The organism is Streptomyces sp. NPDC102437 (assembly GCF_044765565.1).
Lineage (GTDB): Bacteria > Actinomycetota > Actinomycetes > Streptomycetales > Streptomycetaceae > Streptomyces.
The window spans coordinates 88,651-102,824 of the sequence record NZ_JBIWKI010000013.1; the positions used below are offsets into that span (position 1 = coordinate 88,651).

Consider the following 14,174-nt stretch of genomic DNA (forward strand, 5'->3'; position numbering starts at 1 on the left):
CGTCACTTTCGATCTGCTGGCGGACGGGTGGTTGAGGCCACGTGACGCGCAAGTGGACGTACCCAGCCACCTTCGATCTGGGTATGTTCCTCGCCGTCAGGGCAGCCACCGCGTCCTCGAGGAGTCGAGACCCGTGTCGAAAACCAAAGATCCCCAGGTAGCCACCCCGGAAACCCCGGAGCTCAAGGGCGAGAAGTTCGTTTATGACTTCACCGAGGGCAACAAGGATCTGAAGGATCTCCTCGGCGGCAAGGGCGCGAACCTCGCCGAGATGACCAACCTCGGGCTTCCCGTCCCTCCGGGATTCACCATCACCACCGAGGCATGCAAGGTCTACCTCGAAAGCGGCGAGGAGCCGACCGCGCTCCGTGCCGAGGTCAGCGCGCACCTCGACGCCCTCGAAGCGCGGATGGGCAAGAAGCTCGGCCAGGCCGACGACCCGCTGCTGGTCTCCGTCCGCTCCGGTGCGAAGTTCTCGATGCCCGGCATGATGGACACGGTCCTCAACATCGGCCTCTCCGACGAGTCCGTGGTCGGTCTCACCGCCCAGGCCGGCGACGAGCGGTTCGCGTGGGACTCCTACCGCCGCCTCATCCAGATGTTCGGCAAGACCGTCCTCGGTGTCGACGGCGACCTCTTCGAGGAGGCGCTGGAGGCGGCGAAGGAGGCCAAGGGCGTCACCGTCGACGTCGACCTCGACGCGTCGGACCTGAAGAAGCTGGTCAAGCAGTTCAAGAAGATCGTCGCCAGGGACGCCGGACGCGACTTCCCGCAGGACCCGCGCGAGCAGATGGACCTGGCCATAAAGGCCGTCTTCGACTCGTGGAACACCGACCGGGCCAAGCTCTACCGCCGCCAGGAGCGCATCCCCGGCGACCTGGGCACGGCCGTCAACGTCTGCTCGATGGTCTTCGGCAACCTCGGCCCCGACTCCGGTACGGGCGTCGCGTTCACCCGTGATCCGGCCAGCGGCCACCAGGGCGTGTACGGCGACTACCTGCAGAACGCGCAGGGCGAGGACGTCGTCGCCGGTATCCGCAACACGGTGCCGCTCGCCGAGCTGGAGTCGATCGACAAGAAGTCGTACGACCAGCTGATGCAGATCATGGAGACGCTGGAGACCCACTACAAGGATCTCTGCGACATCGAGTTCACCATCGAGCGCGGCCAGCTGTGGATGCTCCAGACCCGGGTCGGCAAGCGCACCGCCGGTGCCGCGTTCCGTATCGCCACCCAGCTCGTCGACCAGGGCCTGATCGACGAGGCCGAGGCGCTCCAGCGGGTCAACGGTGCGCAGCTGGCGCAGCTGATGTTCCCGCGCTTCGACGACGACGCGAAGACCGAGCTGCTGGGCCGCGGCATCGCCGCCTCGCCGGGCGCCGCGGTCGGCAAGGCCGTCTTCGACTCGTACACCGCGGTCAAGTGGTCCCGGTCCGGCGAGAAGGTCATCCTGATCCGCCGTGAGACCAACCCCGACGACCTCGACGGCATGATCGCGGCCGAGGGCATCCTGACCTCGCGCGGCGGCAAGACCTCGCACGCGGCCGTCGTCGCCCGAGGCATGGGCAAGACCTGTGTCTGCGGCGCCGAGGACCTGGAGGTCGACACCAAGCGCCGCCGGATGACGGTGGGCGGCCGGGTCATCGAGGAGGGCGACGTCGTCTCCATCGACGGCTCCACCGGCAAGGTGTACCTCGGTGAGGTCCCTGTCGTGCCGTCCCCGGTCGTCGAGTACTTCGAGGGCCGGATGCACGCCGGTGCCGACGACGCCGACGAGCTGGTCGCCGCCGTGCACCGGATCATGGCGTACGCGGACCGGGTGCGCCGGCTGCGGGTGCGGGCCAACGCCGACAACGCCGAGGACGCGCTGCGGGCCCGCCGCTTCGGCGCCCAGGGCATCGGCCTGTGCCGCACCGAGCACATGTTCCTCGGCGAGCGCCGCGAGATGGTCGAGAAGCTGATCCTCGCGGACACGGACGCCGAGCGCGAGACCGCGCTGGAGGAGCTGCTCCCGCTCCAGAAGGCCGACTTCATCGAGCTGTTCGAGGCGATGGACGGACTGCCCGTCACCGTACGGCTGCTCGACCCGCCGCTGCACGAGTTCCTGCCCGACATCACCGAGCTCTCGGTACGGGTCGCGCTCGCCGAGTCCCGCAAGGACGCCAACGAGAACGATCTGCGCCTGCTCCAGGCCGTGCACAAGCTGCACGAGCAGAACCCGATGCTCGGTCTGCGCGGTGTGCGCCTCGGGCTCGTCATCCCCGGCCTGTTCGCCATGCAGGTACGGGCGATCGCCGAGGCCGCGGCCGAGCGCAAGAACGCCAAGGGCGACCCGCGCGCCGAGATCATGATCCCGCTCGTCGGTACGGTCCAGGAGCTGGAGATCGTCCGCGAGGAGGCCGACCAGGTCATCGCCGAGGTCGAAGCCGCCACCGGCACCCGGCTGAAGCTCACCATCGGCACGATGATCGAGCTGCCGCGCGCCGCGCTGACCGCGGGTCAGATCGCCGAGGCCGCGCAGTTCTTCTCCTTCGGTACGAACGACCTGACCCAGACGGTGTGGGGCTTCTCCCGCGACGACGTGGAGGCCTCCTTCTTCACCGCGTACCTGGAGAAGGGCATCTTCGGGGTGTCGCCGTTCGAGACGATCGACAAGGACGGCGTCGGCTCGCTGGTCCGCAGCGCCGTCGAGGCCGGCCGGGCCACCCGTCCGGACCTGAAGCTCGGCATCTGCGGCGAGCACGGCGGAGACCCGGAGTCGGTGCACTTCTTCCACGAGGTGGGTCTGGACTACGTGTCCTGCTCCCCGTTCCGCATCCCCGTGGCCCGGCTCGAAGCGGGCCGTGCGGCGGCGGCTTCGACCGGCAGCGACAGCCGCTGAACCGGCACCGGACGCCCCTGACCGCATGACCCTTTGACCCGGAACCGCCGTCGGCCAGGCACGACCCTCACCGGCTCGACGGCAACTCCGGAACGCCCGAGGACGGCGGCACCCTGTGCCGGGGTGCCGCCGTCCCGTTCCGTTCTGGGGAAATCGTTGTGCGGCGTTGTGCCTTTTTCTTCGTGTTTCTTCGCGCATTACGCAGAGTTCGTTCAATACGCAAAGAGCGGGCCCGGAACGGGCCGGGGACGGACCGGGATGCGGCCCATGGATCCCCATCCATGGGCCGCACCCGGGTTACCCCATCGGGCACGGAGCCGCACCGTCGTCCACCGCCGCCGGGTGAGCGAAACCCCCCACGGCCTTCACTCACCCTTCCGGTGGCGCCGGATTCGTGCCCGACGCCGTACAGCTTTTCGGTTCACGGTGTGCGGGTGCGAGTCGTTTCACCTCTGGCCGAAACCCCGTGGTGACGTGCTGTTACGGATCACCTACCCTGGGGTGGGGTAATTGCAGGTGCAACAGGTGGGGGACCGGTGCTGCGTATCCATATGTCCGGAGTGGACCTTTCCAGGATGCGGATGGCCACCCGGCCCGACGCGCTGTGGGAAACCGCTCTGAGTTTCCACCGGCTGCGGGACCGGCGCGGTTCCGCGGTGTTCGGGAAATGGCGTACGGAAACCCGGCCTCGGTTGAATGGTGAAGTACGTCTGCTGTCCGCCGTGATTCCACCGCGCGGCTATTTCCCGGATTTCCTGACGCCCTCTCAGGAATGCGGAGAGCCGTACGGAATCGATGCGGGAATGCAGGCATTGCGCGAGACTCCGCCCGGCCGCGTCCGGGCCGAACTCGCGCTGCTCGGCGCCGAACGCCGCGACGCGTGCCTCTCCCCGGACGGCCGCGCCGAACCGCTCGGCCGCCTCGTCGACGCGCTGCGCAACTACCACCGTGCCGCCATCGAGCCGTACTGGCCGCACATCCGGGCCAGCGTCGAGGCCGACCGCGCCGTACGGGGCCGCGCCCTCCTGAACGGCGGCGCGCACGAACTGCTCGCCTCCCTCCCGCCGATGATCCGCTGGCGGGCCCCCGTGCTGGAGGCGGACTACCCCGTCGACCGGGACGTCCATCTGGACGGGCGGGGCCTGCTGCTCCAGCCGTCCTTCTTCTGCCGCGTCACCCCCGTCGTCTACCGCGACCCGGGGCTCCCGCCGGTCCTCGTATACCCGGCCACCCACTCCCGCGCCCCGGTCTTCGCCGAACCGGGACCGTGGCTCGGCCGGCTCCTCGGCAGCACCCGGTCGACGGTCCTGGGCGCCATAGGAAACGGCTGTACGACGAGTGAGCTCGCGCTGCGGGCCGGGGTGTCCCTCGCCTCGGCGAGCCAGCACGCCTGTGTGCTGCGTGAGGCGGGCCTCATACACACCCTGCGGCACGGCGGCTCGGTCCTGCACACGCTGACGCCGCTGGGCGGATCGCTGCTCCGCGGCGGCGCCCCGCTGGCGCTGTCCTGAGCCGGGCGGGCGACGGCGGTCGGACGCGACGGCAGGCGGACGGGCGCCGGAGCGGCGAAAATTCTTGTCCGGGCGGCGATGAGTTCCGCGACGCACCGCCGTCTACCTGTCGTACACGTTCGAACAACAGAGAGCGAAGCGGCCATGCCTCAGATGATCTTCGTCAACCTGCCGGTCAAGGACCTCGAAGCGACCAAGTCCTTCTTCGGCAAGCTGGGCTTCTCGTGCAACCCGCAGTTCACCGACGAGAACACCGCATGTCTCGTCATCAGCGACACCATCTTCGCGATGCTCCTCACCGAGCCGCGCTTCAAGGAGTTCACCAAGAAGGAGATCACCGACGCCTCCAAGTCCACCGAGGTGATCCTCGCCCTGAGCGCAGAGAGCCGGGAGAAGGTGGATGAGCTGGTCGACACCGCCCTCGCCTCCGGCGGCTCGCCCGCCAACGAGCCGGTGGACTTCGGCCACATGTATGGCCGTTCCTTCCAGGACCCGAACAACCACATCTGGGAGGTCATGTGGATGGACCCGGCCGCCGTGAAGGCCCAGTAGAGCCGACCTGGCATCAGGGGGCGAGGCCCGGATACGTCACACCGGTGAGCTGCTCGGACGCCATCCAGAGCCGCTCGCTCGTGACGTCGTCCCGGGTCCAGCCCGCACGCCAGGACGGGGCCGGGGCGCCGCGCCAGCCCAGCAGCCCCGGCCCGGTGAACGAATCGGGGTGCACGCCGGGTGCGGTGGCCGCGCACAGCGTGGGCAGCGCACCGGCCGAAGCGGGCTGGGCGATGATCCGGTTGCCCAGCTCGAAGAACCGCTCCACCGCCCGCCGGTTCTCCATCCGGGCCGCGGCGGACTGAAGGTTGGTCGACGCGTATCCCGGGTGCGCGGCGGCCGCCACCAGCCGGGAGCCCGCCTTCGTGAGCCGTCGCGCCAGCTCGTGGACGAAGAGCAGATTGGCGGTCTTCGAGCGGCCGTAGGCGATCCAGCGGCGGTAGTCGCGCTCGCTGTTGAGATCCCCCATGTCGATGTCGGACAGCGCGTGCATCCCGCTGGAGACGGTCACCACACGCGCCCCGGGGGTGTCGAGGAGGCGGGGGAGCAGCAGCCCTGTCAGGGCGAAGTGCCCCAGGTGGTTGATGCCGAACTGCCTCTCGAAGCCGTCGGCCGTCGTCCCGTACGGGAGGGCCATCACGCCCGCGTTGTTGATCAGCAGATCGATCCGCTCGGGCGCACGGGTCGCGGCGAACTCGCGCACCGAGCCCAGATCGGCCAGATCGAGCGGTACGAACGCCACGTCCGCGCCGGTCACGGCCTTCCGGATACGGGACTCGGCCTCTTTCCCCCGCGCCTCGTCACGGCAGGCGAGCAGGACCCGCGCTCCGTGCCGGGCCAGCTCCCGCGCGGTGTGCAGACCGATGCCGCTGTTGGCTCCGGTGACCACGGCCGTACGGCCGCTCTGGTCCGGGATGTCGTTCGCGCTCCAGCCGTGGCTCATGGGCCCAGCGTACGACCGCGGTGTGCCGCCCGGACCGGTCGGTCCGGTCCGGATCCGGGGTGGGTGCGCACCGGCGGTACGGGGGGGGGCGTGAACCTCAGGAGTCGCTCAACTTTTCCGTGATCCGGCCGAGGATGTTGGACGCCGCGCAGATCGTGTCCATAAGGTCGTGATCATGCCGGACATAGCGCTCACCACTCTGATCATCCTCTGTCTCGCGGCGGCCGCGGCGGGCTGGATCGACGCGGTGGTCGGCGGTGGCGGACTGCTTCTGCTGCCCGCGCTGCTGCTCGGCCTGCCGCACGTCCCGGCCGCGCAGGTGCTCGGCACCAACAAGGCGGTCGCGATCGTCGGTACGTCGGGGGCGGCCGTGACGTACGTACGCAAGGCACCGGTGAGGATCGGGACCGCGCTGCGGATCGGGCTCGCGGCGCTGGCCGGATCGATGGCCGGCGCGTTCTTCGCCGCCGGGATCAGCAGCGAGGTGCTCCGGCCGGTGATCATGGTGGTGCTGCTGGCCGTCGCGGCGTTCGTGATGCTGCGGCCCTCGTTCGGCAAGGACACGGACGACGGTGCGCGGCAGCGGGTCACCCGGGCCCGCACCGTCACCGCGATCGTGCTGGTCGGTGGCGGAATCGGCTTCTACGACGGGCTGTTCGGCCCCGGCACGGGCACGTTCCTGGTGCTGGCGCTGACCGCGGTGCTCCACCTCGACCTGGTGACGGCGTCCGCCACCGCCAAGATCGTCAACGTCTGCACCAACGGCGGCGCGCTGGCGATGTTCGCCTACCAGGGCAGCGTGCTGTGGCAACTGGCCGCGCTGATGGCGGTGTTCAACCTGGCGGGCGGGCTCATCGGGGCGCGGATGGCGCTGCGCAAGGGCAGCGAGTTCGTCCGCGGCGTGCTGCTGGTCGTGGTGTTCTCGCTGGTCGCGAAGCTGGGCTTCGACCAGTGGACCGCCTGAACGGCCCGTGCCCGGCCGCCGGGTTCAGCGGACGGCGGTCAGATGCGCGTACGCCACCACATTGCCCTCGTACCCCGTCTCCTTCGAGAAGCCGCCGCCGCAGGTGATCAGCCGCAGCGAGGCGAAGGAGGCGGCGCCGTACACCCGCTTGTCGGGGAAGTCCTTGTTGTCGTAGACCTCGATCGCGTCCAGGGAGAAGACGGCGGTGCGCCCGTCCTGGCGGACCACCTCGACCGTGCTGCCCTTCTGCAGGGCACCCAGGTCGTAGAAGACCGACCGGCCCTGCGCGTCGTCCACATGGCCGGCGACGATCGCGCTGCCCTTGGAGCCCGGGGGAGTGCCGTCCCGGTACCAGCCGACGATGTTGCGGTTGCCGGCCGGGGGCACGTCGAGACTGCCGTCCGCCCCCAGGCCGAGACGCATCACCGGGGCGTCCACCCGGATGCTCGGGATGCGGATGCGCACGGGGGCGGAAGGCTTCAGGGGTTCGGCGACCGGTGACCCCGGCTGGGGCTCCGGGCCGCCGGTGAACGCCTGGGCGGCGGTCGGCCGGGGCGGGACCAGTTGGGCGCCGGCACCATGGCTGATCAGCCAGACGCCGGCCAGCGCTGCGATGGCCAGCTGCCAGCCCTTGGCCTTCTGGGTCACGGTCGTCCTCCGGGTGATGGAACGGGGACGGTCCCGTCCCGGTGGCGCGCGGCCACCGGGACGGAAACCAGGCGGTACGGAGACGTGAATCCGTCTCCGTCAGCCGGCTGCCTGCGTGCCGCTCGCCCGGCGACGCAGGAGCCAGGCTCCGCCGACGGCGGTCGCGGCGAGAACGCCGGCGCCCGCCGCGATCTGGGTGGTGTCGGGCCGGACGCTGCCGCCGACTCCGGTTTTGACGTGGCCGGTGGGGCCATCGGGGCGGTTCCCGGAGGACGAGCCGTCGTGCTTGCCCGAGCCCCCTTCCTTGGACGGGCGCCAGCTCTCGCGTCCGCCGGAGCTGTCGTGCCCGGACGAGGACGAGTTCTCGCGCCCGGACGAGGAGCTGTCGCCTCGGTCGGTGCCTTCGCCCTGGTCCGTTTTCTCGCCTCGGTCGGTGCCTTCGCCCTGGTCCGTTTTCTCGCCTCGGTCCGTGCCTTCGCCCTGGTCCGTTCCCTCGCTCCGTTTCGTGCCCTCGTCCCCGCCCGGGGCGGTGAACCCGCCGGCGGAGTCGAGCAGCGAGGGCGCGATGAGGTTGGAGAGGTTGTCCAGGCTGAACGGGGTGTCCGCACCGGACCCGGCCCCGGCCCCGGACTCGTCGCCCGAGGCCCCGTCGTCCGAGGCTTCACCCCCGGTGGCCCGCGACACGGCATCGGCCGAGCTGATCCGCTGCGCGCCGGCCTCGTCCGCATGCGCGGAGGGGCCGGCGGTGAGGAAGCCGAACGTGGCTATGGTGACCGCGGATGCGGCGGTACCGGTCACTAGGCGGACAGGACGCATGGGGGGTTCCTCCGGCGATGGCACGAGTAGGTGTGTCCTGCCCCTGAGCTAACGGGCCGCCCGCCGCCCATGCCTGCTGACACCGAGTCAGCTTTCACTCGAACGGACCGGCGTGGCCCTCTTGCCAAGAGGTGATCGTGCAGGTCACAGCGGTGATCGGCGCAGGTGGAGCCGGCCCTCTGCCGCCCGGTGCCGATCGGGTGACCGGAGTCCGGAGGGAAGTGGCGCACGTCACACGCATGACCTCGCGGCTGTCGGGCACACGTCTTTCACCCCCCACGGGACGGCGTGCAAGGCCGCCCCCGGCCGCCGCCCTCACCGGACCCATCCCCCCGGGCCCGGTGAGGGCGGGTTCGCGCAGCGGGGGAGCGAACCGGAAGCGGATGGCGCCCTTTCGCGCACAGCAGGGGCCCGGCCCCGGTACGGTCGCCGACCGCACCGGGGCCGGGGCGCGTCAGACGGTGTCCCACCGCGCGCCGTCGTACGCCTGCCCGATCCGGCGCATGAGCTCCTCGTCCACCACGAATTCCATGTCGTCGATCCGCCCGACCGGCGCGATGCCCTGGGAGTTGGTGAGGAACGCCGACCGGAACGCGCGCAGCCCGTCCAGGGTCACCGGACGCCGTAAGGACTCCAGCCCCGCGCCCGGCAGTTCACGCTCCAGCAGTGCCATGGTGATGCCGATCAGGCACGGTGCGTCCGGCCAGATCACCGAAGCGCCGTCCCAGAAGCCGACGTTGGTGATCGCACCCTCCGTCACCGAGCCGTCCGGCGCGGTCAGCAGGGCCTCGTCGAACCCGGCGCGGGCGGCCAGCCGCGCGTAGTACGTCTGGCCGAACTCCCCGGGCCGCTTGATGTGCGGCACGGTACGGGCGTACGGGACGGACATCAGGGCGTGAGGTTCGGCGGACTTCCGGGCCGGTCCGCGCACCGTGACCATGACGGTCGTCTCCGGGGCACCCGGCGGCAGATAGCCGTGAACCCGGACCGAGGCGTCCCGCACCCCGGCACCCTCCAGCGCGTGCCGGACCAGCCCGCAAACCCGTTCCCCGTCCAGCGGGCGCTCGAACAGCTCCCGGTTCGCGGCGTCCAGCCGAGCCAGATGCAGATCGAGGCCGCGTACCTTTCCGTCCCTGACCTGCATGGCCGTGAAATGGCCGTAGCCGAGGAAGGCAGGAATCCGCAGGTCCGCCTCGGTGGCCGGACGGCCGTCGAACTCGGCGTACGGGAAGGGCGCGGGCGGGAGAGTCACCATGCCTCCACCGTAGCCGCGACGCCCGGCGGTACGGACCGACGGAAGTCGCTTGACCTCAACCTCGGTTGACGTACGAGCCTTTCGGCATGGACCTCACCACAGCATCCTCTTCGCCCTCGTCGTCCACCGCGCCCCTGAAGGTCGCGGTCATCCTCGCCAGCAACCGCGAGGGGCGGTTCGCCCCCGTCATCTCCGACTGGTTCCTCTCGCACACCGGCCCCCGACCCGACATCGAGACCGATCTGATCGACATCGCGGAACTCGACCTCCCGGTCGCGCTCTCCTTCCGGCCCGACGCCGACGCGCAGGCCCGGCTCGCGGCCGTCGCGTCCAGGCTGGCGTCGGCCGACGGTTTCGTCGTCGTCACCCCCGAGTACAATCACTCGTTCCCGGCCCCCTTGAAGAACCTCATCGACTGGCACCGCGACGAGTGGCAGGCCAAACCCGTCGCCTTCGTCTCGTACGGCGGGGTCTCCGGCGGGCTGCGCGCCGTCGAGCACCTGCGGCAGGTCTTCGCGGAGCTGCACACCGTCGGCATCCGCGAGACCGTGTCCTTCCACAACGCGGGCGCCCTGTTCGACGACGAGGGCAGGCACCGGGACCCGGCGGTCTGCGACGCGGCGGCCAAGGTGCTGCTCGACCAGCTGGTCTGGTGGGGGCACGCCCTGCGCGATGCCAAGGCCCTCCGCCCGTACGGCGCCTGACCCGGGGGCGCTGCGCCGCGCCGCGACGTCCCCGACAATCGACGGGTACCGGGACACCCCGCCACCCGACCCCGCAGGAGCCGAAAGTGACGACGCCGGCATGGCTGACCGTACTGACCACGACGGACAGCGAGGAGAAGGCCCATGCCCTGGCGCAGGGCGTGGTGGAGGCGCGGCTCGCCGCCTGCGTACAGATCTCCGCGCCCGTCACCTCGGTCTACCGCTGGCAGAACGCCATCGAGACCACCGAGGAGTGGCAGCTGCTGTTCAAGACGGCAGCGGAGCGGTACGACGAACTGGAGGCCCATCTGGAGGCGGCGCACGACTACGAGACCCCGGAGATCATCGCGGTCCCGGTGGTACGGGGCAGCGCCCGCTACCTCGCCTGGGTCTCGGCCGAGACCGCTCCGGTCACCTCGCTGTAGGGCCGGCCCGGGGCCCGACGGCCGCAGCCCAGGGCCCCTTCCGGGCTGCGGGCCTACCGCTCCCCGGCCGCCAGTGCCTCCCCGATCCCCGTCTCCTGGGGCCCCAGGAAGTGCGGATCGGGCTTGAAGACGGCGTCCAGCGCCGCCTTCCCTGCCGCGAACACCTCCCGGGTGCCGCCGTAGTACCAGGTCGCGTCGTGCTTGGCGTCCACGCCGACCCCGTACGCGTCGATCCCCGCGGTCCGGCACAGGGCGATCGCCCGGCGGATGTGGAACCCCTGGCTCACCAGCACCGCGCGGTCGACCCCGAAGATCTTCTTGGCCCGCACGCACGAGTCCCAGGTGTCGAACCCCGCGAAGTCGCTCACGATCCGCTCGTCCGGCACCCCGTGCTCCGTGAGATAGGTACGCATGGCATCCGGCTCGTCGTACTCCTTCCGGCTGTTGTCACCGGTCACGAGCACGACCTTCACTTTCCCGTCCCGGTACAGCTCGGCGGCGGCCTTCAGACGGTTGGCGAGATACGGCGACGGCCGGCCCTGCCAGAGCCCCGCCCCGAACACCACGGCCACCTGCTGCGCGGGCGCGTCCGCGGTCGTCCTGACCCGGGCGTCGGCGACGGAGTACATCCAGGTCATGGGCGCCAGCCCGGCCACACACGCGAGCATCACCCCCTGCACGGCCCGCCGCTGCCCGCGCCGCGTGCGCGGCCACCGCGGCCGCAACCGCCCGAGCACCTGCCGTCCCGGCCACTTCACCCGCATGGGAGCCCCCTCTTTCCGTGCCGTGCTCCGTCGTCCCACTTGATCGGACGAACCGGAGGCCGAAAGAGTTCTCCGACAGGCGGGACGAATGCCGCACGGCCGCTCAGGTCCGGCCCCACCGGTCCGGGGCCGCGCGGACCGCCGGGCGGTCCGGCCAATACCATCGCCCAATGCTGCGTCCACGGCTGATCGCCTCCGATCTCGACGGCACCCTCCTGCGCAACGACGGCACCCTCTCGCCCCGCACCCTGCGCGCCCTGCGCACCGCCGAGAGCGCCGGCGCGGAGATCGTCCTCGTCACCGCCCGGCCGCCCAGGTTCGTCGACCGGCTCGCCGACGCCGCCGGCTTCGCGGGCACGGCGGTGTGCAGCAACGGGGCGATGGTCTACGACATCGGGACGCGCACCGTCGTCTCCTCCCGCGCCCTGCCGCTCACCACCGCCCGCCGCGTGGCCACCGCGCTCGCCGCCGCAGTGCCCGGGATCGGCTTCGCCCTGGAGACCGGCAACCACATCCTGTACGAACCGGCCTACCGCCTGCGGCTCTCCGAGGACGCCGGTGCCGAGCTGCCCGTACCGGCGCTCGCGGACCTGTGGCTGGCCGATGCCCCCGTCACCAAGCTCCTCGCCTGGTCGGACCGGCTCGACGCGGACGCACTGCTGGCGGCGGCCGAGGCGGGCGCGGTCGACGGGGTGCAGCTCACCCATTCCGGCGGGCGCGGACTGCTGGAGATCAGCGCGTCCGGCGTCACCAAGGCCGGCACGCTTTCGGTGCTGTGCGCCGGGCGCGGCATCGAAGCCGCGGAGGTCATCGCCTTCGGCGACATGCCCAACGACCTGACCGTCCTCGAATGGGCCGGCACCGGCTACGCGATGGGCAACGCCCACCCGAGCGTGCTGGCCGCGATGCCGACGCACACGCTCAGCAACGAGGAGGATGGGGTCGCGGACGTCATCGAGCGGCTCTTCGGACCCGCCCGCTGACCCGGCGGCACGCCACCCGTCACCCGCTCGCAACGGCGCGGCAACCTCCCTCCCGCACCATCGATCCATGACGCAGCCGGCACCGGCCCAGGCCCAGGAGTCCCTGCCCCTCGACAGCACGGCGCAACTGCTGACCCGCATCACCGCGCAGCTCGGCACCCAGCTCGGACTGGTCACGCGGAACGGGACCCGAAGGACCGCACCGGCCCAGCCGGCCGGGTCCCGGCCACCGGACGGCTCTCAGAGCATGTCCGCAGCATCCGCAGTATCCACAGCGCCTGCAGTGAAAACCTGATGAACGGACATTTTCCGGGCGCATGCCTGAGCCTTCTTGTCGGTCCGGCCGTTTACTGTCGGACCATGGACGGCACGCACGGCACGCACGGCACGCACGACCACGGCACGCACGACCACGGCACCGGCCCCTACGGCGCGGCCGACGCCGAGCGCTGGGACACCGAGCCGGACAAACGGCCGGGCCGCACCGCGTTCCAGCGCGACCGTGCCCGGGTGCTGCACTCCGCCGCGCTGCGGCGGCTCGCCGGGAAGACCCAGGTCGTCACCCCGGGCACCCGCGGCCACGCCTGGGACGCCAGCCCCCGGACCAGGCTCACCCACTCCCTCGAATGCGCCCAGGTCGGCCGCGAGCTCGGGGCCGCACTCGGCTGCGACCCCGACCTCGTCGAGACCGCCTGCCTCGCCCACGACCTGGGCCACCCGCCGTTCGGACACAACGGCGAGCAGGCGCTCAACGACTTCGCGTCGGACTGCGGGGGCTTCGAGGGCAACGCCCAGTCGCTGCGGCTGCTGACCAGACTCGAACCGAAGCGGTTCGTGCCCGACACCCGCATCGGCGAACTGGTCAGCGTCGGGCTCAACCTCACCCGGGCCGCCCTGGACGCCGCCACCAAGTACCCGTGGCCGCGCGGCGAGCACCCCACCGACCCCGGCTCGCCGAAATTCGGTGTGTACGAAGACGACCTGCCGGTCTTCGCCTGGGCCCGCAAGGGGGCACCGAGGGACCGCAAGTGCTTCGAGGCCCAGGTCATGGACTGGTCCGACGACGTCGCCTACTCCGTGCACGACTTCGAGGACGGGCTGCACGCCGGGCACATCGACCCCGACTGCCTCTACGCCGAACCGGAGCGGGACGCGATCTGGGCGGTGGCCATCGGCCGCTACGTCCCGGCGGACACCGACCCCCAGGAGCTGGCCGACGCGCTGGACCGGCTCGTCGCCCAGGACTGGTGGCCGCACGGCTACGACGGAACCGCCGTCGCCCAGGCCCGGCTGAAGGACACGACGAGCCAGCTGATCGGCCGGTTCTGCCTTGCCGCCGAGAGCAGCACCCGGCAGGCTCATGGCACGGGCCGCCTCGGCCGGTACGCCGCCGAGCTGGTCGTCCCCCGCGAGGCCCGCAACGAATGCGCGGTACTCAAGGCGGTCGCCGACCGTTACGTCATGCAGCGCGCCGAGCAGGAGGCGATCCGCGCCGACCAGCGTATCGTCATCGCCGAGCTGGCCGCCGCCCTGACCGCCCGCGCCCCGGAGGGACTGGAGCCGCAGTTCCGGGCGCTGTTCGACGCCGCCCGCGACGACCGGTCCCGCAAGCGGGTCCTGGTCGACCAGATCGCCGCCCTGACCGACGCCTCGGCCCGCTCGCTGCACGCGTCGCTCACGGAGCACAGACACCGGGTGTGACCTGATCGGGGTACACCCTCTTTCGCC

At 71.1% G+C, this 14,174-nt stretch carries 14 protein-coding genes; 9 read left to right on the forward strand and 5 right to left on the reverse strand.

Annotated elements, in window-relative coordinates; translation table 11 throughout:
- Positions 1–133: 133 nt before the first annotated feature.
- The 3 genes from ppdK to ACIRJP_RS18515 all read left to right on the forward strand — a co-directional run bounded on the left by ppdK (position 134) and on the right by ACIRJP_RS18515 (position 4,944).
- Positions 134–2,881 carry a pyruvate, phosphate dikinase gene (gene ppdK / locus ACIRJP_RS18505; protein WP_404174823.1) on the forward strand — a complete coding sequence of 916 codons (2,748 nt, stop codon included), beginning with the start codon at positions 134–136 and terminating at the stop codon, positions 2,879–2,881.
- A 536-nt stretch (positions 2,882–3,417) separates the two neighbouring features.
- On the forward strand, positions 3,418–4,392 hold the full coding sequence (locus tag ACIRJP_RS18510; protein ID WP_404174825.1) for an ArsR/SmtB family transcription factor: 975 nt from the start codon (positions 3,418–3,420) through the stop codon (positions 4,390–4,392).
- Positions 4,393–4,536: 144 nt separating this feature from the next.
- Positions 4,537–4,944, forward strand: a complete 408-nt coding sequence (locus ACIRJP_RS18515; RefSeq protein ID WP_404174828.1) for a VOC family protein — start codon at positions 4,537–4,539, stop codon at positions 4,942–4,944.
- 13 nt (positions 4,945–4,957) lie between these two features.
- On the opposite strand, the gene ACIRJP_RS18520 is transcribed toward ACIRJP_RS18515, so the two are convergent.
- The gene (locus tag ACIRJP_RS18520; RefSeq protein ID WP_404174831.1) at positions 4,958–5,887 is read right to left on the reverse strand and encodes an oxidoreductase; all 930 of its coding nucleotides are present in this window, start codon (positions 5,885–5,887) and stop codon (positions 4,958–4,960) included.
- A 175-nt stretch (positions 5,888–6,062) separates the two neighbouring features.
- Here ACIRJP_RS18520 and ACIRJP_RS18525 point away from each other — a divergent pair, with 175 nt between their 5' ends.
- A complete protein-coding gene (locus ACIRJP_RS18525; protein ID WP_404174833.1) occupies positions 6,063–6,851 on the forward strand; it encodes a sulfite exporter TauE/SafE family protein in 789 nt (262 codons plus the stop codon).
- A gap of 24 nt (positions 6,852–6,875) precedes the next feature.
- On the opposite strand, the gene ACIRJP_RS18530 is transcribed toward ACIRJP_RS18525, so the two are convergent.
- From ACIRJP_RS18530 to ACIRJP_RS18540, 3 genes are all read right to left on the reverse strand, one after another.
- Positions 6,876–7,499 carry a class F sortase gene (locus ACIRJP_RS18530; RefSeq protein WP_404174836.1) on the reverse strand — a complete coding sequence of 208 codons (624 nt, stop codon included), beginning with the start codon at positions 7,497–7,499 and terminating at the stop codon, positions 6,876–6,878.
- Between the two features lie 99 nt (positions 7,500–7,598).
- Positions 7,599–8,315 carry a hypothetical protein gene (locus ACIRJP_RS18535; RefSeq protein ID WP_404174839.1) on the reverse strand — a complete coding sequence of 239 codons (717 nt, stop codon included), beginning with the start codon at positions 8,313–8,315 and terminating at the stop codon, positions 7,599–7,601.
- A gap of 454 nt (positions 8,316–8,769) precedes the next feature.
- Complete coding sequence (locus ACIRJP_RS18540; protein ID WP_404174842.1) at positions 8,770–9,570, reverse strand: aminotransferase class IV family protein; 801 nt, start codon at positions 9,568–9,570, stop codon at positions 8,770–8,772.
- An 86-nt stretch (positions 9,571–9,656) separates the two neighbouring features.
- On the opposite strand from ACIRJP_RS18540, the gene ACIRJP_RS18545 reads away from it, so the two are divergent.
- Together ACIRJP_RS18545 and cutA are read left to right on the forward strand one after the other, a co-directional pair.
- The gene (locus tag ACIRJP_RS18545; protein WP_404174845.1) at positions 9,657–10,274 is read left to right on the forward strand and encodes an NADPH-dependent FMN reductase; all 618 of its coding nucleotides are present in this window, start codon (positions 9,657–9,659) and stop codon (positions 10,272–10,274) included.
- Positions 10,275–10,360: 86 nt separating this feature from the next.
- Positions 10,361–10,699, forward strand: coding sequence for a divalent-cation tolerance protein CutA (gene cutA, locus ACIRJP_RS18550; protein WP_404174848.1), 339 nt, complete (start codon positions 10,361–10,363; stop codon positions 10,697–10,699).
- Positions 10,700–10,752: 53 nt separating this feature from the next.
- Here cutA and ACIRJP_RS18555 read toward each other — a convergent pair whose 3' ends face one another.
- Positions 10,753–11,463 carry a vancomycin high temperature exclusion protein gene (locus tag ACIRJP_RS18555; RefSeq protein WP_266733182.1) on the reverse strand — a complete coding sequence of 237 codons (711 nt, stop codon included), beginning with the start codon at positions 11,461–11,463 and terminating at the stop codon, positions 10,753–10,755.
- Positions 11,464–11,648: 185 nt separating this feature from the next.
- Between ACIRJP_RS18555 and ACIRJP_RS18560 the strand changes: the two genes are divergently transcribed.
- The 3 genes from ACIRJP_RS18560 to ACIRJP_RS18570 all read left to right on the forward strand — a co-directional run bounded on the left by ACIRJP_RS18560 (position 11,649) and on the right by ACIRJP_RS18570 (position 14,147).
- A complete protein-coding gene (locus ACIRJP_RS18560) occupies positions 11,649–12,446 on the forward strand; it encodes a Cof-type HAD-IIB family hydrolase (protein ID WP_404175284.1) in 798 nt (265 codons plus the stop codon).
- A 67-nt stretch (positions 12,447–12,513) separates the two neighbouring features.
- Complete coding sequence (locus ACIRJP_RS18565) at positions 12,514–12,741, forward strand: hypothetical protein (protein ID WP_404174851.1); 228 nt, start codon at positions 12,514–12,516, stop codon at positions 12,739–12,741.
- 65 nt (positions 12,742–12,806) lie between these two features.
- Positions 12,807–14,147, forward strand: a complete 1,341-nt coding sequence (locus ACIRJP_RS18570) for a deoxyguanosinetriphosphate triphosphohydrolase (RefSeq protein ID WP_404174853.1) — start codon at positions 12,807–12,809, stop codon at positions 14,145–14,147.
- Positions 14,148–14,174 lie beyond the last annotated feature (27 nt).